General features: G+C 70.8%; 17 protein-coding genes and 1 pseudogene. 8 read left to right on the forward strand and 10 right to left on the reverse strand.

Annotated elements, in window-relative coordinates; genetic code table 11:
• Positions 1–45 precede the first annotated feature (45 nt).
• On the forward strand, positions 46–369 hold the full coding sequence (locus tag FPZ22_RS03715) for a YnfA family protein (RefSeq protein WP_210412730.1): 324 nt from the start codon (positions 46–48) through the stop codon (positions 367–369).
• Between the two features lie 35 nt (positions 370–404).
• On the forward strand, positions 405–785 hold the full coding sequence (locus FPZ22_RS03720; protein WP_144890472.1) for a DUF1761 domain-containing protein: 381 nt from the start codon (positions 405–407) through the stop codon (positions 783–785).
• Here FPZ22_RS03720 and arsN2 read toward each other — a convergent pair.
• Both arsN2 and chrA read right to left on the reverse strand, forming a co-directional pair.
• On the reverse strand, positions 748–1,218 hold the full coding sequence (arsN2, locus tag FPZ22_RS03725) for an arsenic resistance N-acetyltransferase ArsN2 (RefSeq protein ID WP_168198926.1): 471 nt from the start codon (positions 1,216–1,218) through the stop codon (positions 748–750). The genes FPZ22_RS03720 and arsN2 overlap by 38 nt on opposite strands.
• A gap of 54 nt (positions 1,219–1,272) precedes the next feature.
• Positions 1,273–2,535, reverse strand: a complete 1,263-nt coding sequence (gene chrA, locus FPZ22_RS03730; RefSeq protein WP_144890478.1) for a chromate efflux transporter — start codon at positions 2,533–2,535, stop codon at positions 1,273–1,275.
• 23 nt (positions 2,536–2,558) lie between these two features.
• Between chrA and FPZ22_RS13575 the strand changes: the two genes are divergently transcribed.
• From FPZ22_RS13575 to FPZ22_RS03750, 4 genes are read left to right on the forward strand one after another with little or no spacing between them, the layout of a single operon-like run.
• Positions 2,559–2,912, forward strand: coding sequence for a hypothetical protein (locus FPZ22_RS13575; RefSeq protein ID WP_168198927.1), 354 nt, complete (start codon positions 2,559–2,561; stop codon positions 2,910–2,912).
• Positions 2,913–2,972: 60 nt separating this feature from the next.
• Entirely contained in the window at positions 2,973–4,022 is a 1,050-nt protein-coding gene (locus FPZ22_RS03740) for an NAD(P)-dependent alcohol dehydrogenase (RefSeq protein ID WP_144890483.1), read from the forward strand.
• A gap of 23 nt (positions 4,023–4,045) precedes the next feature.
• Positions 4,046–5,383, forward strand: a complete 1,338-nt coding sequence (locus tag FPZ22_RS03745; RefSeq protein ID WP_144890486.1) for an APC family permease — start codon at positions 4,046–4,048, stop codon at positions 5,381–5,383.
• Complete coding sequence (locus FPZ22_RS03750) at positions 5,380–6,213, forward strand: SAM-dependent methyltransferase (RefSeq protein ID WP_144890489.1); 834 nt, start codon at positions 5,380–5,382, stop codon at positions 6,211–6,213. The genes FPZ22_RS03745 and FPZ22_RS03750 overlap by 4 nt, the downstream gene beginning before the upstream one ends.
• Before the next feature lie 19 nt (positions 6,214–6,232).
• On the opposite strand, the gene FPZ22_RS03755 is transcribed toward FPZ22_RS03750, so the two are convergent.
• From FPZ22_RS03755 to FPZ22_RS03765, 3 genes are all read right to left on the reverse strand, one after another.
• Positions 6,233–8,110 (reverse strand): GGDEF domain-containing protein, encoded by a 1,878-nt coding sequence (locus FPZ22_RS03755; protein WP_168198928.1) that lies wholly within the window; start codon positions 8,108–8,110, stop codon positions 6,233–6,235.
• A gap of 88 nt (positions 8,111–8,198) precedes the next feature.
• Positions 8,199–9,698 (reverse strand): catalase, encoded by a 1,500-nt coding sequence (locus FPZ22_RS03760; protein ID WP_144890494.1) that lies wholly within the window; start codon positions 9,696–9,698, stop codon positions 8,199–8,201.
• Positions 9,699–9,798: 100 nt separating this feature from the next.
• Positions 9,799–10,743 carry a glutathione S-transferase family protein gene (locus FPZ22_RS03765; RefSeq protein WP_144890496.1) on the reverse strand — a complete coding sequence of 315 codons (945 nt, stop codon included), beginning with the start codon at positions 10,741–10,743 and terminating at the stop codon, positions 9,799–9,801.
• A gap of 180 nt (positions 10,744–10,923) precedes the next feature.
• Here FPZ22_RS03765 and FPZ22_RS03770 point away from each other — a divergent pair, with 180 nt between their 5' ends.
• Positions 10,924–12,516: a M20/M25/M40 family metallo-hydrolase gene (locus tag FPZ22_RS03770; protein WP_144890499.1), complete on the forward strand. Its 1,593-nt coding sequence runs from the start codon at positions 10,924–10,926 to the stop codon at positions 12,514–12,516.
• 548 nt (positions 12,517–13,064) lie between these two features.
• On the opposite strand, the pseudogene FPZ22_RS03775 reads toward FPZ22_RS03770, so the two are convergent.
• Together FPZ22_RS03775 and FPZ22_RS03780 are read right to left on the reverse strand one after the other, a co-directional pair.
• Positions 13,065–14,047, reverse strand: a pseudogene (locus FPZ22_RS03775) (NAD(P)H-quinone oxidoreductase).
• On the reverse strand, positions 14,044–14,436 hold the full coding sequence (locus tag FPZ22_RS03780) for a hypothetical protein (protein ID WP_144890502.1): 393 nt from the start codon (positions 14,434–14,436) through the stop codon (positions 14,044–14,046). Before FPZ22_RS03780 ends, FPZ22_RS03775 begins: the two are co-directional and overlap by 4 nt.
• A gap of 160 nt (positions 14,437–14,596) precedes the next feature.
• On the opposite strand from FPZ22_RS03780, the gene FPZ22_RS03785 reads away from it, so the two are divergent.
• Complete coding sequence (locus FPZ22_RS03785) at positions 14,597–15,157, forward strand: BON domain-containing protein (RefSeq protein ID WP_168198929.1); 561 nt, start codon at positions 14,597–14,599, stop codon at positions 15,155–15,157.
• A gap of 637 nt (positions 15,158–15,794) precedes the next feature.
• On the opposite strand, the gene FPZ22_RS03790 is transcribed toward FPZ22_RS03785, so the two are convergent.
• The 3 genes from FPZ22_RS03790 to FPZ22_RS03800 are packed head-to-tail and all read right to left on the reverse strand — an operon-like array spanning position 15,795 to position 19,159.
• Positions 15,795–17,597 (reverse strand): DUF885 domain-containing protein, encoded by a 1,803-nt coding sequence (locus FPZ22_RS03790; protein WP_144890507.1) that lies wholly within the window; start codon positions 17,595–17,597, stop codon positions 15,795–15,797.
• 45 nt (positions 17,598–17,642) lie between these two features.
• Entirely contained in the window at positions 17,643–18,668 is a 1,026-nt protein-coding gene (locus FPZ22_RS03795; protein WP_144890509.1) for an ROK family protein, read from the reverse strand.
• A gap of 5 nt (positions 18,669–18,673) precedes the next feature.
• A complete protein-coding gene (locus FPZ22_RS03800; protein WP_144890512.1) occupies positions 18,674–19,159 on the reverse strand; it encodes a pyridoxamine 5'-phosphate oxidase family protein in 486 nt (161 codons plus the stop codon).
• Between the last annotated feature and the right edge of the window lie 2 nt (positions 19,160–19,161).

Consider the following 19,161-nt stretch of genomic DNA (forward strand, 5'->3'; position numbering starts at 1 on the left):
ACGGGGCGCCGGGGCGCCGCCGGCCGGAGCCAGCGCGTGGAGATCCTGAAGATCCTCGGACTGTTCATCGTCACGGCCCTGGCCGAGATCATCGGCTGCTACCTGCCGTGGCTGTGGCTGAAACAGGACCGATCCGCGTGGCTGCTGGTGCCGGCGGCGCTCAGCCTGGCGGCGTTCGCCTGGCTGCTGACCCTGCATCCCCAGGCGGCCGGGCGCGTGTACGCGGCCTATGGCGGCGTCTACATCAGCGTCGCGCTGATGTGGCTCTGGGCGGTGGATGCGGTGCGACCCACGGCCACCGACTGGATCGGCGTGGGGCTGTGCCTGACGGGCATGGCTGTCATCATGCTGGGCGCGAGGCCGGCCTGAGCGCAGGGCCGGCATGAACAACAAGGGGGAAAATCATGAATGTCTGGATCGTGCTGCTCGCAGCAGCGTCGAGTTTCCTGGTGGGCGGGCTGTGGTATTCGCCCGTGCTCTTCGGCAAGGCCTGGAACCGGGAGAACGGCGGCGCCGTGGGCGAAGGCCACCCGGCGAAGGTGTTCGGCGCCAGCTTCGCCTTCTCGCTGGTCTCGGCGGTGTGCTTCGCGGTGCTGGTGGGGCCGTCGCCGGAGTTCGCGGCGGCGGTGCGGACGGGCGCACTGGTCGGCATCGGCCTGGTGGCCGCGAGCTTCGGCATCAACTACCAGTTCGCGCAGCGGAGCTTCCGGCTCTGGCTCATCGACGGCGGCTACCACGCGGCGCAGTTCATGCTGTTCGGTGTGGTGTTCGGGCTCTGGGGCTGAGGAAGTCCAGCGGCTTGTGCATGCAGGTGGCGGAGGCGGGGCAGATGGACCGGAACTCGGCACTCTGCTTCAGCGCCTCGGGAGCATCATCGCGGGCGATGACCGCGTAGCCACGCCGGGCGAAGAACGGAGCCGCCGTCAGCGTGAGGAGGGTCAGCGAGTCAAGGCCGAGGGCCTCCGCGGCACCCTCGCAGGCCGCCACCAGCCGCGAGCCGTGGCCGCTGCCCCGCAGGTCGTCGCGGACCACAAGTGAACGCAGCAGGCCGGCACCGTTATGGACCTCGATTCCGACCGCCCCCGCCAGCCCCTGCGCGTCGGACGCGACCAGGAACGTGACGGGCGCATGGTCCAGATCGGCGACGGGCAGCCCCGCGTCCTGCAGCAGGCGATGCAGCGACTGCGTTTCGGCCGCGGAAGGCGCATGGATATCCATCGGGTGCATCAGGTGTCCTTCTTCGGGTTGGCGCGCCGCGTCCGCGCAACGACGCTACCCCATCAGATGCATCGCGACCTTGGCACCCACGCACCAGAACACGATCCACAGCGCGGAAATCCGCGCGGACACTAGCAGGACGAAGCCGATCGCGGCAATGGCCGCATCCGCCGGCGCGCGCATGCCCCCCGTCCAGACCGGGTCGTAGAACGCCGCCGCCAGCAACCCCACGACGGCGGCGTTGGTCCCGGCCATGGCGCTGGCGGCCAGGCGGTGCCGCGCCAGCCGCGCCCAGACGGGCAAGGCCGCGAGCAGGAGCAGGAAGCCCGGCAGGAAGATCGCCAGCAGGGCGACCACCGCTCCCACCACCGCCGGCACGCCCAGCGGAACCTCGGCGCCAAGGAAGGCGGCGACGGAGAACATGGGACCGGGCAGCGCCTGCGCGGCGCCATAGCCGGCGAGGAAGGTGTCGGAACCGACCCAGCCCGCGTCGACCACCGTGTGCTGCAACAGCGGCAGGACCACGTGGCCGCCGCCGAAGACCAGCGCGCCGGCCTGGTAGAACGCGCCCGCCACCGCGGCGATGGTCGGCGTGGCCGAAGTCGGCAGCCACAGCGCGGCTCCCAGCCCGGCCAGGAACACGGCAAGAAAACCGCCTGCAGCGCGGACCCCGAGGCGCACGGGAAACGTCGCGGCAGCCGGCATGCGCACGTCCCGGCACAGCCGGAGCCCCAGCACCCCGCCCAGCGCGATCGCGATCAGCTGCATCCATGCGTTGCCCGCCGACAGGATCAGCGCGACCGTGCCGATGGCGATCAGCGCGCGCGGCAGATCCGGCGTCAGCTGCCGCATCATGCCGATGAGGCTGTGCGCGACCACCACCACCGCGACCAGCTTCAGTCCGTGCACGGCGGCCGCACCGGTGCCATGCCCGAGGTAAGGCGCGAGGGCGGCGAAGCCGGACATCAGCAGCGCCGACGGGAGGGTGAAGGCCGCGAACGCGGCCAGCGCCCCGCGCCAGCCGCCGCGGAACAGGCCGATGGCGAAGCCCATCTGGCTGCTGGCCGGCCCCGGCAGGAACTGGCAGACCGCCAACAACTGCGCGAAGTGCGCCTCGTCCAGCCAGCCGCGGCGTTGCACGAACTCGTCGCGCAAGTAGCCCAGGTGCGCGACCGGCCCGCCGAACGAGGTCAGGCCGAGCTTGAGGAAGGCGCGGAAGATTTCGGCGGAGCCGCCCTCCGGTCGTCCGCTGCTGCCGGAGTCAGGGGCGGCATGCAGCTCGTGGGGGTCGCCCGGCCGTGCGTCTGTCCCACTCATCTGAAGAAGAACTCCTTTGAGACTTGTCCGTCCTGATCCGGACGGCGCGTTCCGCAGATGGGAAGCAGGTGCTGGAGGGTGTGATGGTCCCGATCATGTGCAACAGGGGACACTGGCGCGACCCCCGACTCATCGAGTGCCCACGATGCCTCGAGGAAGATCGACAGTCACGCACGCCGTCAACCTCGCTTGTCCATGTGCTGTTCGGCATCGCCGTCGGTTGGTACGTCTGGCACAGGACCGGCAACACCTTCGTCACTGCGGGGGCGGCGTTCGCGACCGCGTGGCTTCTTCAGACCAGGGTCGGGCGCTTCGTCGCTCTGGCGTCGATCCTGATGGCAGGCATCCTTCTCGCGGGCATGTTCGCAGCCCGGTGACCAGGGGGTGCGCAGGTATCCTGAACCGATCACTACGCTGGAAGACCTGAGAGACATCCCATGACCGTCAAAGCCTACGGCGCCCACGCCGGCGACCAGCCGCTCCAGCCCATCGACATCACCCGTCGCGCACCCGGTGCGCATGACGTCCAGATCGACATCGCCTTCTGCGGGATCTGCCACTCCGACCTGCACCAGGTCCGCGCCGAGTGGGCCGGCACCGTCTTCCCCTGCGTGCCGGGGCACGAGATCGTCGGCCGGGTGTCGGCCGTGGGCGACCACGTATCCGCGTTCCAGCCCGGCGACCTGGTCGGCGTGGGCTGCATGGTCGACAGCTGCCGCGACTGCGACGAGTGCGCGGAGGGGCTGGAGAACTACTGCGACGGCATGATCGGCACCTACAACTCGCCCACGGCCGATGCGCCCGGCCACACCCTGGGCGGCTATTCGCAGCGGATCGTGGTGGACCAGCGCTTCGTGCTGCGCATCCGCCATCCCGAGTCCCAGCTGGCCGCGGTGGCGCCGCTGCTGTGCGCGGGCATCACCACCTGGTCGCCGCTGCGCCACTGGAAGGTGGGCCCGGGCAGCAAGGTCGGGGTGGTCGGCATCGGCGGCCTGGGGCACATGGGGTTGAAGCTGGCGCACGCGCTGGGCGCGCACGTGGTGGCGTTCACCACATCGGAGTCCAAGCGCGGAGACGCCCTGGCGCTGGGCGCGAACGAGGTCGTGGTCTCGCGCAACGCCGACGAAATGCGCGCGCACAGGAAAAGCTTCGACTTCATCCTGAATACCGTCGCCGCGCCGCACGACCTCGACGCCTTCCTGGCGCTGCTCAAGCGCGACGGGGCCATGACCCTGGTCGGCGCGCCGGCCACGCCGCATCCGTCGCCGAACGTCTTCAGCCTGATCCTGAAGCGCCGTTCGCTGGCGGGCTCGCTGATCGGCGGCATTCCGGAGACGCAGGAGATGCTCGACTTCTGTGCGGACCACGGGATCGTGGCCGACATCGAAATGATCCGCGCCGACGGGATCAACGAGGCCTACGAGCGGATGCTCACGGGCGACGTGAAATACCGCTTCGTCATCGACAACGCCTCGCTGGCGACCTGATCCGTGGGGCCGGCGGAACGGCCATGACCGACCAGGGAGGCTCCCGGCCACGGGCCGTGCTGTCGGTCTTCCATGCCGTCACGATCATGGTCGGGCTGGTGGTCGGCATCGGCATCTTCCGCACGCCCTCGATCGTCGCGGCCAGCGTCGACTCGGACTGGATGTTCATCGCCGTCTGGATGGCGGGCGGGCTGGTCACCCTGGTCGGTGCGCTCTGCTACGCCGAACTGGCGGCCGCGCATCCGGACACCGGGGGCGAGTACCACTTCCTGTCGCTCGCCTGGGGCCGGCCGGTGGCGGTCCTGTTCGGCTGGGCCCGGTGCACGGTCATCCAGACCGGGCAGATCGCGGCGGTGGCCTTCGTACTCGGTGACTACCTGTCGCAGCTTGCGCCGCTGGGCGCGCACGGCGCCTCCCTCTATGCCGCGGCCGCGGTGGTGCTGTTCACCGGCGTCAACGTCGTCGGCACCGTGCAGGGCAGGAACCTGCAGCTCGTGGTCACCTTCATCGAAATCGGCGCCATCGTGGCCATCATCCTGTCGGGGCTGCTGGGAAGCGGGGCCGCCGGGAACACGCCGGGAGCCACAGCCACGACCCAGGCGACGTCCGCGCCCGGCATGGCGATGATCTTCGTGCTGCTCACTTACGGGGGCTGGAGCGAGGCGGCCTACCTCAGCGGCGAACTCAGGGATCCGCGCCGCAACGTCGTCAGGGTGCTGGTCTCGGGCTCGCTGATCCTGATGACGCTGTACACCCTGGCCAACGTGGCGCTGCTGTCCGTGCTCGGGTTGGAGGGGCTGCGCGGCTCGGACGCGGTGGCCGCCGACATGATGCGCGCTGTCGCCGGCCCCACCGGCGAAGTCATCGTCACGCTGGCGGTCGTGGTCGCGGCGGTGTCGACCCTCAACGCGACCATCCTCACCGGCTCGCGCGTGTTCCATGCGCTGGCGCGCGACCTGACGGTGCTGCGCTGGGCCGGGGTCTGGCGGGAGCGCGGCACGACGCCGGCGAACGCACAGATCGTGCAGGCCGTGATCGCACTCGCGCTGATCGGCCTCGGTGCCATCACCCGCGACGGTTTCAAGGCGATGGTCGATTACACCGCGCCGGTGTTCTGGGGATTCATGCTGCTGGTTGGCCTGGCGCTGTTCGTCCTGCGTCGCCGCGCACCGGATCGACGGCTGCCGTACCGCGTGCCGCTGTACCCGTTCACGCCGCTGGTCTTCTGTTTCACCTGCCTGTACATGCTGTACGCGAGCATCGCCTACACGGGGTCCGCGGCACTGGTCGGCCTGGCGGTGCTGGCGGCGGGCCTGCCGCTCCTGCTGTTCCAGCGGCCTTCCAGAGGAGAACCACGATGAGCGTCCTCCGCAGCATCCTCGTCGCCGCGCTCGCCTGCACGATGACGCTCGCAGGCGCGGCGATGGCGCAATCCGGCACCGCGTCCGCGAAGCACGACTACACGCCGAAGGTCGGGCAGATCGGCAAGGACGTGGTCTGGGTGCCGACGTCGCAGGCGATGGTCGACCGCATGCTGGACATGGCGAAGCTCACGCCGCGCGACCGCCTGGTCGACCTCGGCTCGGGCGACGGCGTCACCGTGATCACCGCCGCGAAGCGCGGCGCGAAGGCCCGCGGCATCGAGTTCAACCCCGACCTGGTGGCGCTGGCCAGGCGGCGCGCGAAGGCTGCGGGCGTGGCCGACCGTGCGAGCTTCGAGCGGGCCGACATCTTCGAATCCGATTTCTCCGAAGCCTCGGTCGTCACCCTGTTCCTGCTCCCGGCCCTCAATCTCAGGCTGCGGCCGATCCTGCTGGAGATGGCGCCCGGCACGCGCATCGTGTCCAACTCCTTCGACATGGGTGACTGGGAACCCGACGGGACCGCCGAAGTGACCGAAGGCTGCGCGACCTACTGCCACGCCATGCTGTGGATCGTGCCTGCCCGGGTGGCCGGGATGTGGTCGATCGGCGGCCGCTCGCTGGAGTTCGCGCAGAGCTACCAGAAGGTCGGCGGCGTACTCCGCGACGGCGCTTCGATGCAGATCCTCGCCGACGGGCGCATGGACGGCGCCCGGATCCGGTTCACCATCGGCGGCGACCGGTACGTGGGCCAGGTCGACGGCGGCGTGATGCGGGGGACCGTCAACGGCTCGCGACCGTGGCGGGCGACGAAGGACCCGGGTTCCTGAACGAGACCGTGGGCGACACTCAGGTGGCGGGCGCCCGCCAGCACACGGGCAGCCGGCTGGCGACCACGTCGACGTCGCCGCGTTCCACGTGAGCCGCCGGATCCGCGGCCACGTCGGCGATCGCGGTGTCGCTTCCCGCGCGACCCCAGACCCCGACCCAGGCGTCCCGGCCGCCGTGCTTGCCGGCGTACAGCGCGCGGTCGGCCAGGGCGACCGCGTCCTGCCAGTCGCCGGGTGCCGCCGCACCCGGGAAGAAGGGAAAGCAGGCGAAGCCGATCGACACCGACAACCGCGGCGGCTCGCCCGTGACATCCTCCAGCACGATCCCGGATACGGCCGTGCGCAGGCGCTCGGCGACCTGCTGCGCACGCGCCAGGTCCAGCTGGCGGCAGCCCACCAGGAACTCCTCGCCGCCCCAGCGCGCCACGATGTCCTCCGGCCGGCAACAGACGCGCAGGTGCCGGGCAACCTCGGCCAGCGCGGCATCGCCGGCGGCGTGGCCATAGCGGTCGTTCCGGGCCTTGAAGTGGTCGATGTCGATCAGGAACACCACGTCACGCCGGTCGCCGCCTTCCGTCGGATCCGCGCATTCGGCCTCCAGGCTGTGCGTCGCCGCGCGCCGGTTGAGCAGGCCCGTCAGGGGGTCGACCCGGCTCAGTCCGGTCAGCCTGCGGTTCACCCGGCGCTGGTAGCCGGCGAACACACCACCAAGCAACAGCAGCAGCAGGAAGGCGCCGATCCACACGTTGCGCAGGCGGCGCGCGTTCTGCAGGCGTAGCGCTTCGATCCGCTGCGCGCCCTGGAGCCGCTGGACCTCGTGTTCGCGCTCGGTGTCGTTGAGGCGTGCCTGCAGGCCGGCCAGGTTGTCCAGCGTCTCTCGGCGCAGGCTCGAGACTTCCCTCTCGCGCAGAGCCTGGACGCCTTCGTAGGCCAGGCGCCAGTCGCCCTGCGCGGCATGGGCGGCGACCTTCGCGGCCAGCGCCTCCTGCTGTTCGATGCGGGGTGCAGTGCCCGCGACCAGGGCCGCCGCGTGTTCGGCATGCGCCAACGCCTCGTCCGGCGCCTGGTCGCGGAGCGCGAGTACCGAGAGCCGCAGCAGCGTCGTGGCGGCGCCCGCGGGATCGTCCAGGCGCTTCTGTTCCTGGACGATGGTGGCCAGCGCCTCCCTTGCCGCCGCCAACGTCACGCCGTCGGCCTCCAGCGCGATGCGCTCGGCGCGGGCGCGGTACTCGACGACGTGGTGTCCGGCGGCCGACGCGATGCGTTCGGCGTCCCTGAACCGGGCCAGGGCCTCGGGGCGGCGGCCCATGCGGAGGAAGTTGATGCCGCGGTTGTACGGGAGCAGCGGGGTGGTACCACCGGCGCGGACGCGCGCGGCGTGCGCCTGCGCGTAGAGCGCCTCCGCCTGTTCGTGGGCGCCAAGCGTTTCACTGTGGATGCTCGCCACGTTGGCCAGGATGGTGGCCTGTGCCTCGTCGGAGTCGCTGCGCGTGGCCGCGTCATGCGCGCGCCGGTAGTAGTCCAGGGCGCGATGGGTCCAGCCCAGGGTGTGCAGGGTCGCGCCCGAGTTCGACATCGCGCGGAGCACGAACTCCGGCGGCATCGGGTGCTGTTCGAGAAGCGCGTCCACGCGCCTGACTTCGGCTTCCGCACGCCCTGCGTCGCCGGTCAGCGCCAGGGAGCGGCCGAGGCAGGCACGCAGCTTCATCTCCACGTCCGGCGTCAGGCCGCTTTCCGCCAGCGCCTCGTCCGCGTGCGCCACGGCGGCGGCGGGATGGCTGTCGCGCAGCTCGAAGCAACGACCGACCGCGGCCTCGCCCGGCCCGACGGCCGAAGCGGCGGTGGCGGCGAGGATCAGGCAGGCGATGCAGGCGGGCTGGATGAGTCGGCGAAGCATCGCCTGTCGGACCTGGGCACAATGTCCGCATTCTAGCCGGACGCCGATGCGCACCGTCCCCGGCATCGACGCCGGGGGAACCCGGCCCTCAACTCTCGCTCATGCCCGCCGCCGGCTCCGCCGCGCCGCCGCTGCGCACCTTTTCCGCGATCCGCTGGCCCACGTCCATGTCGATCGCGCTCCAGTACTCCAGCGCGCGCTCCAGCACGGGGCTGCGCACGCCGCCCAGCAACGAGCCGGACACGGTCTCCACCAGCGCCGCGCGTTCGGCGTCGTCGAACACCTCGCGCACCAGGACGCCGGGCTGGCTGAAGTCGTCGTCGTCCTCGCGCAAGGTGTAGGCGCTGCGCACCATGGCGCCGTCGGCTTCCCAGCCGTCGGCAACCGCACCGGTCCCGTCCGCCCAGGCGCGGCCACCGCTGTTGGGGACGTACATGGGTGCCGCACCGCTGTGGTGGTACGCCATCTGCCCGTCCATCATGTAGGTATTGACCGGCACCTTCGGCTGGTTGACCGGGAGCTGGTGGAAATTGGTGCCGATGCGGTTGCGCTGGGCATCGTTGTAGGCGAAGGCGCGGCCGAGCAGCATCTTGTCCGGCGACAGCCCGATGCCGGGCACCGTGTTGCCCGGCGAGAACGCGGCCTGCTCGATCTCGGCGAAGAAGTTCCCGGGGTTGCGGTCCAGGGTCATCGTGCCGACGCGGATCAGCGGATAGTCGGCGTGCGGCCAGGTCTTGGTCAGGTCGAAGGGATTGATGCGGCAGGTCCGGGCGTCTTCATACGGCATCACCTGCACGCTCAGCACCCACTTCGGGTGCTCGCCGCGGGCGATGGCATCGAACAGGTCGCGGCGGTGGAAGTCGGCGTCGCGGCCGGCCATCTCCATCGCCTCGGCGTTGCTGAAGAACTTCATGCCCTGCTGCGTGTGGAAGTGGTACTTGACCCAGAAACGCTCGCCGGCCGCGTTGATCCACATGTAGGTGTGCGAGCCATAGCCGTTCATGTTCCGCCACGTGCGCGGCAGGCCGCGCGGGCCCATCAGGTAGGTCACCTGGTGCGCGCTCTCCGGGTTGCTGGTCCAGAAATCCCACTGCATGTGGTTGTCGCGCAGGCCGGAGTCCGGCAGGCGCTTCTGGCTGCGGATGAAGTGCGGGAACTTCATCGGGTCGCGCACGAAGAAGATCGGCGTGTTGTTGCCGACCAGGTCGTAGTTGCCTTCGCTGGTGTAGAACTTCATGGAGAACCCGCGCACGTCGCGCCAGGTGTCGGGGCTGCCCATCTCGCCGGCCACCGTGCTGAAGCGGATCAGCATGTCGGTCTTCGCACCTGGCTGGAACAGCGCCGCCTTCGTGTACTTCGACACGTCCTCGCTGGTCTCGAACACGCCGAACGCGCCGCCGCCCTTCGCATGCGGCTGGCGCTCGGGTACCTTCTCCCGGTTGAAGTGCGCCATCTGCTCGAGAAAGTGCACGTCATGCAGCAGGATCGGGCCGTCGGGCCCGATGGTCAGCGAATTGCGGTCGCTGGGCGCGGGAGCGCCGGTGCTCATCGTTGAGCCGGTCCCGCCCCTGTCGTCGCGCTGTGCCATGGCGTGATTTCCTCGTGAAGGTCACGCGATGCTGCTCCGGCCGCCGTTAAGGTCCCGTGGCCGATCGACACGCCCGTCGCGAGATCCGCCCCGTCCGCCCTCAGTAGGATTCGATCGGCCCCAGCGGCACGATCCCGGTCGGATTGATGGTGCGGTGGCTCTCGTAGTAGTGGCGCTTGATGTGGTCGAAGTGCACCGTCTCGCGGACGCCGGGGATGTCCATCATCCTCGCCGTGAAGGCGTGCAGCGCAGGGTAGTCGGCGATCCGCCGCAGGTTGCACTTGAAGTGCCCGTGGTAGACGGGATCGAAGCGGACCAGGGTGGTGAACAGCCGGATGTCGGCCTCGGTCAAGCGCCCGCCCACCAGCCAGTCCTCGGCTGAAAGCCGTTCCTCCAGCCAGTCCAGGGTGTCGAACAGAGGCCGCACCGCGTCCTCGTAGGCCGACTGCGTGGTGGCGAAACCGGCGCGGTACACGCCGTTGTTGAGCGTGGGGTAGACCCGGTCGTTGACGCCATCGATCGCCCCGCGCAGGGGCTCGGGGTAGAAGTCGCCGGGCCGCGCGCCCAGGCCGTCGTACGCGGCGTTGAACATGCGGATGAGCTCGGACGACTCGTTGCTGACGATGGCGTCCGACGCATGGTCCCAGAGCAGGGGCACGGTCACCCGGCCGGTCATGCCGGGCCGCGCGCGGGTGTAGAGCTGGTGCAGGTACGTCGCGCCCATCACCGGCTCGGGCGTGACGCCGAGCCCCTTCTCGAACGTCCAGCCGTGTTCGAGCATGCGCCAGTGCACCACGGAAACCGGCAGCAGGTCCTCGAGCCCCTTCAGGGCACGCACGATCAGGGTCCGGTGCGCCCAGGGGCAGGCGTAGCTGACGTACAGGCGGTAGCGCCCCGGCTCGGCCCGGTGGCCGCGCTGGCCGTCCGGACCCGGGCCGCCGTCGGCGCTGAGCCAGTCCCGGAACGTCGCCTCCTCGCGGCGGAATTCACCGTCGGAGGTCTCGTACCACCTGTCCTGCCATTCGCCGTCGACCAGCAGGCCCATGGCGCGTCCTCCGCGTGCGTACCGGTCCCCAGCCTAGCGCCCGCGGCGCAGTGCGGCGTGGACGCCACCGGGACACAGTTCCGCCACCCCGTGACCAACGGCCGGGGAAGACCGCCGCGGCGACCGCTAGAGTCGGTTCCTTTGGACGCGCCGGTCCCTCGGCGCAGAAGGGGAATCCCGATGTTGAAGCGTTGCGTGATGGTGGCCGCCCTGGCCCTTGGCGGCACGGCCGTGGCCCAGGAGCCGGTGGACCTGGACATGGTCAGCCGGATCCGCCAGGAGGCTTTCCACAATTCCCAGGTGATGGAGACCTTCAGCCACCTGACCGAGAACATCGGCGCGCGGCTGACGAACTCGCCGCGGATGGCCGAGGCCAACGCCTGGACGCGCTCGAAGTTCGAGGAATGGGGCCTGGCCAACGTCCACGACGACGCCTTCGCCGACTTCGGCCGCGGCTGGGAGTTCAGCTCGGCCAGCGTCGAGATGCTCAGCGAACGCGTGCAGCCGCTGCACGCCCTGCCCAAGGCCTGGACCCCGGGCACCGACGGCCCGGTGGAAGGCGAGCTGGTGCACGTGGAGATCAAGAAGCTGGCCGACATCGAGAAGTACCGCGGCACGCTGGGCGGCAAGGTCCTGCTGCTGGGCGAGGCGCGCGAGTACAAGCGCGGCACCGAACCGGATTCGCACCGCCACGACGCCACCTCGCTGGAAGGCCTGCAGCAGTTCACGGTGCCGAAGACTGCAGCCGCGGACCGCGCGAAGCGGGTCAGGGAATACCGCGAGCGCCAGGAACTCGCGCGCGCCGTCAACACCTTCTTCGCCGAGGAAGGTGCGCTGGCGGCGATCAGCATCAGCAGCTGGGACAACGGCATCATCCGCGTGGCCGGTGGCGGCTCGCGCAAGGCCGGCGAGCCGGTGGGCATCCCCGAGCTGGCGATGATCGCCGAGCACTTCAATCCGCTGGTGCGCGCGCTCACGGCGGGACAGACCGTGCGCCTGCGCGTGAACGTGGCCGCCCGCTTCACCGACGAAGCCGACCAGCCCGGATACAACACCATCGCCGAGATCCCCGGTCGCGGCCGCAAGGCCGCCGAGATCGTGATGCTCGGCGCGCACATGGATTCCTGGCACACCGGCACCGGCGCCGCGGACAACGCCGCCGGCGTGGCGGTGATGATGGAGGCCATGCGCATCCTCAAGGCCGTGGGCGCACGCCCGGAGCGCACGATCCGCGTGGCGCTGTGGAGCGGCGAGGAACAGGGCCTCATCGGCTCGCAGGACTATGTGGCGCGCCACTTCGCGGCGTATCCCGAGCCCACCGATGCCGCGCAGAAGGCGCTCCCTGCGTCGCTGCGCGAGCCGACCGGTCCGCTGCAGAGGAAGCGCGACTACGAGCGCTTCTCGGTCTACTTCAACATGGACAACGGGTCCGGCCGCTTCCGCGGCATCTACGCCCAGGAGAACCTGGCGGCGATGCCGATCTTCGAGGCCTGGCTGAAGCCCTTCCATGACGTCGGCGCCACCACGGTGGCCACCCGCAACACCGGCAGCACCGACCATGTGTCCTTCGACCGCGTCGGCCTGCCCGGCTTCCAGTTCATCCAGGACCGGCTGGACTACTTCACCAACGTCCACCACACCCATCTGGACACCTGGGACCACATCGAGCCCGAGGACCTGAAGCAGGCCGCGGCCATCGCCGCCACCTTCGCGTACCACGCCGCGATGCGCGAGGAGCGCATGCCGCGCAAGCCGGTGCTCGCCCCGAAGTAAGGTTCTTCTCCAGACTCCGGGGGCGATGGCGTGCAGTTGGCGCGCTGTCGCTGCTTGAAGCCGAGCTTCGTTGGGGTCCGCGCCGCCCGTCCCGCGCACAGGGGGTGTGCTCCCCCGGCCGTCTCCGCGTCCTGCTCCCATCGGCCGGCCGCCGGCCATCCATGGCCGACTGTCCGCACACCCCCTGTGCACGGGACGGGCTCCGACTTTCCTCGGCTTCGGGAGGGAAGATCAAGAGCAGGAGCGGCCGCGAGCAGGGCCGCTCCTGGTCATGACGCCCCGTTTCGACGTCGACGTGGCCCGCTTCCCGACCGCGACCAAAGGTCGTGCGCGCCGCGGATGCAGTGGGGGGGATGCCCAGAGCCGGCCATGGATGGCCGGCGGCCGGATCTGGGAGCAGGACGCGGAGAATCCGGCTGGGCATCCCCCCCTGCGTCCGTGGCGGGCGGCCAGCACTCGAACGGAGCGCCCGTGGCGGCCGACCCGGACTCGAACGGAACGTCCCCTCGGTCGGGAGAAGAACCCGAAGTGAGGGGCCGGCGGGGCAGTCAGTTCCCGGCGACCAGCACGACCTTGCCGGCGTGCCGGCCGCCCTCGAGCCATGCATGGGCCTGCGCAGCGTCCGACAGCGCAAACGTGCGGTCGACCACGGCGCGCACCTGTCCGGCCTCGATCCAGGGCCAGACCACGCGCTCGACCGCCTCCGCCAGCGCCGCCTTCTCGGTAGCGCTGCGCGGCCGCAGCAGTGAACCGGTGATCACCGCGCGCTTGCGCATCACCGTCCCCAGCGGCAGGTCCAGCGTACCGCCACCCTGGGCCGCGATGTAGACGATGCGGCCGTCCGGATTGAGCGCATCGAGCGTGGCGGCCAGATAGGGCGCGCCGACCATGTCCAGCGCCACGTCGATGCCGCCGGCCGCCTTCGCCGCCGCGCCGAAGTCCTCGCGGGTGGTGTCGACCGCCACGTCCGCGCCGAGCGTCCGCGCCAGCGCCGCCTTCTCCGCGCCGCGGCTGGTGGCGACCACGCGCGCGCCGGCGGCCTTCGCCATCTGGATCGCGGCCACGCCGATGCCCGAAGTGGCGCCGTGCACCAGCAGGGTCTCGCCGGCTTTCAGCGCGCCGTGCACGAACACGTTCGCGTACACGGTGAACACCGTTTCCGGCAGCGCCGCCGCCTGGACGAAGTCCAGCCCGGCCGGAACCGGCAGCGCGTGGCGCGCATCCACCGCGGCGTACTCCGCATAGCCGCCACCGCCCAGCAGGGCGCAGACGCGGTCCCCGGGACGCCAGCGGCCGGCTCCGGTCACCACCTCGCCCGCCACCTCGAGCCCAGTCCTTCGGGCGCACCCGGCGGCGGCGGATAGCGGCCCTCGCGCTGCAGGATGTCGGGCCGGTTCACGCCGGCCGCGTGCACCCGCACCAGCACCTCGCCCTCGCGCGGCACCGGCCGGGGAACCCGGACCGCATGCAGTGCCTCGGCCGGCCCGGTGCCGCCCCGGATGGCGATCGCGGTCATCATGGCGTCCATCAGTCGCCCGCCTGGTACTGCTTTTCCTCGATGAACGCCGAGCCCGACAGCCGGTTGATCTCGTTCTTGATCGCGACCCGCTCGCCGTTGCGCACCGCCACCGCGCGCGCCAGGCGGATGAATTCGTCTCCGAAGTCCTGGGCCGCCTCCCTGGCGCGCAGGCCGTCCTGCACATCCCACATCAGTTCGTTCACCGCCTTCAGCCGGGCGTAGGCGTCCTCGAGCTCCGGACGGCCATCCGCCACCCCGCCCCAGAGCGGGCGCAGCCCCTCGAGCTCGGCCGCGACGTGCGCCCGCTTGGCGGCATCGGCGATCCGCTCGTGCTTGATGTGCAGGATCGACAGCTTGTCCGCCAGTTCGCCCACCGACATCGGCACGCTGATGGTTCGCATGAGTCACTCCGTCCGTTCGATGGCGCCATCGTGGAACGCCGCCGCGCGGGGGGCAAGCGGCCGGCCGGGACGGGACGGCCATGACATCGCTTGAACGCGGGACACCGGACACTGCATGCGACCGGCCAGCGCGCCGCCGCATTCCGATGGAGGCAATCCCATGACCCGATCCACCACTGGCAGCACCACCGACGAACTCCGCGACGTCGCCCGCGACGCGATGAAGCTGGGCGGTCGCTGCGTCGGCGTCGCACGCGACTGGTTCGAGGAGAAGCGCGACGAGTTCAAGGCCGGTCGCGCCGCCGGCACCGCGACCGGCGTGACCGCGCACGGCTACCGTGGCGTCGGTCCTCGGGGCTATCGCCGCGACGACGCGCGCGTGCGCGAGGACGTCTGCGATGTGCTGACCGACAGCGACACCCTCGACGCCAGCGACATCACCGTGACCGTGCAGGATGGCGTCGTGCGCCTGGCCGGCACCGTGCCGCACCGGATGATGAAGCGCCTGGCGGAAGACCTGGCCGAGGACTGCAGCGGCGTGCGCGACGTCGAGAACGCGCTGCGGGTCGGCCCGCCGCCGCAGGCGGCCCGTTCCGGCATGGGCGCTTCGGCCAGCGGCGTCTCGACCACCGGCGCCACCTCCGCCGGCAGCGGCGGCGTGGGCGGTTCCGCGACCGGCACGCCCACGGGCGGATCGAGCGGCCCGACGGCGAACATCTGACCGCTCCGTCGCGTCACCCAATGCGGGGCCGCGATCGCGGCCCCGCCCTTTTTCCGGTTCATCTCCCAACTCCGGGGAACGCTGCCCGGATCTTGAGTAGGCGTTGTCGCGCTTCTGGCGCACCGTCGCGCCTTGAAGTCGCCTCGTTGGGGGTCCGCGCAGCCCGCCCCGCGCTCAGGAGCGGCTCCGTTGGGGCCCGCGCAGCCCGTCCCGCGCACAGGGGGTGCGCTCCCCCGGCCGTCTCCGCGTCCTGCTCCCATCGGCCGGCCGCCGGCCATCCATGGCCGGCTGTCCGCACACCCCCTGTGCACGGGAGGGCTCCGACGTTCTGCGGCTTCGGGAGGGAAGGTCAGGAGCGGCTGAGCCGGGCTGCTCCCGGTCATGACGCTCTCCGTTTCGGCGTAGCGTCGCTCTTGAACTTCCAGACCGCACCAAAGGTCGTGCCCGCCGCGGATGCAGGGGGGATGCCCAGAGCCGGCCATGGATGGCCGGCGGCCGGATCTGGGAGCAGGACGCGGAGAATCCGGCTGGGCATCCCCCCTGCGTCCGCGGCGGGCGGCCCGGACTTCACCGGAGCGCCCTGGCGGCCGACCCGGACTCGAACGGAGCGTCCCCTCGATCGGGAGAAGACCTTTGTTCAGCCGGCGCGGGATGCCTGTTCCTTCGCCGAGGAGATGAACGCCCGCACTTCCTCCTCCAGCACCGGCAACGGCACCGAGCCCAGGCGCAGGATGGTGTCGTGGAAGGCCTTCTGGTCGAAGCCGGCGCCGAGTTCGCGCTCGGCCTCCGCGCGCAGGTCGCGGATGGTCCGGTAGCCGATGTAGTACGACAGCGCCTGGCCTGGCCAGGAGATGTAGCGGTCGACCTCGTTGACGATGTCGTGCCGCGCCAGCGCGGTGTGGTCGGCCAGGTACTCGATGGCCTGCTCGCGGCTCCAGCCGAACTCGTGGATGCCGGTGTCGATCACCAGCCGCGCCGCGCGCCACATCTCGAAGGTCAGCCGGCCGAAATCCTCGTAGGGGGTCTCGTAGATGCCCATGCGCGTGCCCAGCCACTCGGTGTACAGCGCCCAGCCCTCGCCGTAGCCGGAGAAGTAGGTGCTGGAGCGGAACTCCGGACGCTCCGGTGCCTCCAGCGCCAGCGCCGCCTGCAGGCTGTGGCCCGGCGAACATTCGTGCAGCACCAGCGCCGGGAGGTTGTACAGCGGCCGCGACGGCAGGTCCCATGTGTTGAACCAGCACGCATCCAGCCCGCCGCGGCCGGCGGTGTAGGTGGGCGCGATGTCGTCGGCCACCGGCAGGATGGTGTAGCGATAGCGTGGCAGCGTGCCCAGCACGTGCTTCAGCTGGCCGTCGACCTTCTTCGCCACCCAGGCCGCGGTGGCCAGCAGCTCGCGCGGGGTCCGGGCGTAGAACTTCGGGTCCGAACGCAGATAGGCCAGGAATTCCTCGAACGAACCCTCGAAGCCGGCCCGGGCCATGACCTCGCGCATCTCCGCCGAGATCCGCGCCACTTCGGCCAGGCCGAGCTCGTGGATCTCGCGCGGCTCCATGTCGCGGGTCACGTACTCGCGGATCTGCGTGCGGTAGAACGCCGCGCCGTCGGGCAGCGCGCTCGCTGCGATGGTGGTGCGCGTGCGCGGCAGGTATTCCCCGCGCATGTAGGACAGCAGGCGGCGGTAGGCCGGCACCACCTGCTCCAGCACCACCTGCCGGCCTTCCTCGCGCAGCCGCGCGCGCACGGGTTCCGGCAGCGAAGAGGGGATGGCGTCGAAGGCATCCAGGAGCGGGTTGCCCGCGCCTTCCAGCGTGTAGGGCTCGATGGTGGTGTCGCGGTTGTCGAGCGTCGCGCGCGGCACGCTCCAGCCACGGGCGAGCCCGCGCTCCATGTTGTCGATGTGCTCGCCGAACAGGCGCGGCAGGTCGCGCAGGCGGCCGATGTAGTTCCGCCACTCGCTCTCGTCGTGCCAGGGCTGGCGCGGGGCGAAGCCGGCCCAGAAGAAGGTGTCGCTGTTGAACGGCGCTTCCCAGGTGCGGCGAACCGCGTTCTCGTGGTCGGCCGCGATGGTGGCGCGGAAGACCTCGAGGTTGATCCGGTCCTCGCGCGAGAGGCCGTCGACGGGAATCGCGTCGAGCTTCGCCAGGGTGTCGGCCCAGTACGCGGCCCGGCGCGACCAGGCCTCCGGCGTGTTCGAAGGCAGGCGGTCGCCCGCGCGCCGGCGGCCGTCGACGCGGGTATAGCCGTACTCGCGCTCGCTCCAGGCGCTGTGGGCGTCGAACAGCGCGTGCAGCGCCGCTGCCGACGCGTCCACTGCAGACGCGGCCTGCGCACCCGGCGCGGGATCCTGCGCCTCTGCGCCATGGGGCATGCCCGCCGCGGCGAGCACCGAGAAAACGAGCAGCGCGGGAACGCGCAGGCGGCTGTGACTGCTGGACAGCATGCAAGGTCTCCTTCGACAGGAGGACGAGTATGCCCAATCCGTCGCCTAGCCGTGGTTGGTGTAGGACGCGTTTCCCAGCCCGGTGCCGATCGTGAGCACGCCCCAGCGGCGCAGCGCGCGCATCCGCGGCCGCTGGCTGAGCCCCTGCACCACGGCATCGTTGTGCAACAGCACTCGCGGCGCTCGTCCGCGAACCGGCGCCAGCCATGCGCCCAGCGCCTCGGCGATGAAGAAGTCGTCGGACTCCCAGTCGCCCGGCAGGTTCTGGGTGCCGTTGCGCAGGTGGCCGCCACGGTCGACCTCGCCCGGGCAGGCGATGCCCACGAACGGCGCGAGGTCGATGCCCCGGGTGCGTGCGTGCGCGGACAGGCCGTTGAGCATCGCGGCCAGCCGGCGCATGGCGGCGTCGCGGTCCGGCGCGTCGTCGGCATGGCGCCACTGCGCATGCTCGAGCACGCGCGCCCGGCCGCCGCTGCGGTCCTCGTCCAGGCGCGGCTCCACGATCCCGCAACGGATGTTGGTCCCGCCGATGTCCACCGCGAGGAAGGCCTGCCGCCTCAGCGCGCTGTCCGGCGCCAGCTGCACCCAGCCCAGCAGCCCGCCCTCGTCGCTGTCGTGGCCGAGCAGGCGCAGGCGCACACCCGTCCGCGCGAGACGCAGCAGGCGCGCCGCGCGGCGGATCGCCAGCCGCCCCGCCTCGTGATCCGGGAACCCGCCGCCCAGGACGATGTGGCGCACGCCGCGCCATTCCGGCTGCGCGATGAAGGTGCGCACCACCGCCGCCAGCGAGCGTGCATATTCCTCCACGGCCAGGTGCACGATGTGTGCGGCATCCGGGTCGCCGCCCACCAGGACCATGTCGATGTCGCGCTTGCCCACTTCCTGGCTGGGCGTGCGTCCGAAGGGATCGCGTACGCAGGTGCCGTGCAGGCGGCGCGCCTGGTCGAGCAGCTCGCGGAACGCGGTCTGGCTGGCGCGGTCGCCGACGAAGCCGCCGTCGGGATGGCTCAGGGGCAGGTTCCAGCTGTCGATGCTGACGCCCCTGCCACGGGTCGCCGCATGTCGCGCCATCGCGTTCAGCCCAGGTCGACCCGGCCGACCTTGTCGCGGTACTCCTTCTTCGGATCCGCGCCCAGCAGCATCTTCACGCCGGCGAGCATGCTGCTGGCGTCCATCCAGACTTCCGCGTCTTCGGCGTCCAGGCGCAGCAGGCGGATCTTCGGATCCTCCTTGCCCTCGAACCAGGCGGCGATGAAGGGATTCCACAGCCGCTCGATCACGGCGCGGTCGGTGTCCACGCGCAGCGCGCCGCGGATGCTGGCGAACAGATCATGGCCCTTCGACGCGAAGCCGGCGATCGCGCGGCCGCTGCCGGTTCCCAGCTGCTTCACCAGCGCGTTGTCGGTCGAGGTGAAGAACCAGATCGGCGAGCGCCGTTCCTCGGACAATGCAGTCATCGGACGCGCGTGGCCGTCCTCCTGGCCGTCGAGGCCGAGCAGCATGGTGCGGTCGCCTTCCAGCGCCTTCCAGAACTTCTCTTCGAGTTCGCGGGGGTCGGTCATCG

This window comes from Luteimonas granuli, assembly GCF_007795095.1.
Classification (GTDB): Bacteria; Pseudomonadota; Gammaproteobacteria; order Xanthomonadales; family Xanthomonadaceae; genus Luteimonas; species Luteimonas granuli.

Excerpts from the sequence above, each read along its gene's own strand:
- FPZ22_RS03750 (WP_144890489.1), top strand. The coding sequence starts at position 5,380 with ATGAGCGTCCTCCGCAGCATCCTCGTCGCCGCGCTCGCCTGCACGATG.
- FPZ22_RS03780 (WP_144890502.1), bottom strand. The coding sequence starts at position 14,436 with ATGCGAACCATCAGCGTGCCGATGTCGGTGGGCGAACTGGCGGACAAG.
- FPZ22_RS03745 (WP_144890486.1), top strand. The coding sequence starts at position 4,046 with ATGACCGACCAGGGAGGCTCCCGGCCACGGGCCGTGCTGTCGGTCTTC.
- FPZ22_RS03755 (WP_168198928.1), bottom strand. The coding sequence starts at position 8,110 with ATGCTTCGCCGACTCATCCAGCCCGCCTGCATCGCCTGCCTGATCCTC.
- FPZ22_RS03765 (WP_144890496.1), bottom strand. The coding sequence starts at position 10,743 with ATGGGCCTGCTGGTCGACGGCGAATGGCAGGACAGGTGGTACGAGACC.
- chrA (WP_144890478.1), bottom strand. The coding sequence starts at position 2,535 with ATGAGTGGGACAGACGCACGGCCGGGCGACCCCCACGAGCTGCATGCC.
- arsN2 (WP_168198926.1), bottom strand. The coding sequence starts at position 1,218 with ATGGATATCCATGCGCCTTCCGCGGCCGAAACGCAGTCGCTGCATCGC.
- FPZ22_RS03770 (WP_144890499.1), top strand. The coding sequence starts at position 10,924 with ATGTTGAAGCGTTGCGTGATGGTGGCCGCCCTGGCCCTTGGCGGCACG.
- FPZ22_RS03800 (WP_144890512.1), bottom strand. The coding sequence starts at position 19,159 with ATGACCGACCCCCGCGAACTCGAAGAGAAGTTCTGGAAGGCGCTGGAA.
- FPZ22_RS03785 (WP_168198929.1), top strand. The coding sequence starts at position 14,597 with ATGACCCGATCCACCACTGGCAGCACCACCGACGAACTCCGCGACGTC.
- FPZ22_RS03760 (WP_144890494.1), bottom strand. The coding sequence starts at position 9,698 with ATGGCACAGCGCGACGACAGGGGCGGGACCGGCTCAACGATGAGCACC.
- FPZ22_RS03790 (WP_144890507.1), bottom strand. The coding sequence starts at position 17,597 with ATGCTGTCCAGCAGTCACAGCCGCCTGCGCGTTCCCGCGCTGCTCGTT.
- FPZ22_RS03720 (WP_144890472.1), top strand. The coding sequence starts at position 405 with ATGAATGTCTGGATCGTGCTGCTCGCAGCAGCGTCGAGTTTCCTGGTG.
- FPZ22_RS03795 (WP_144890509.1), bottom strand. The coding sequence starts at position 18,668 with ATGGCGCGACATGCGGCGACCCGTGGCAGGGGCGTCAGCATCGACAGC.
- FPZ22_RS03740 (WP_144890483.1), top strand. The coding sequence starts at position 2,973 with ATGACCGTCAAAGCCTACGGCGCCCACGCCGGCGACCAGCCGCTCCAG.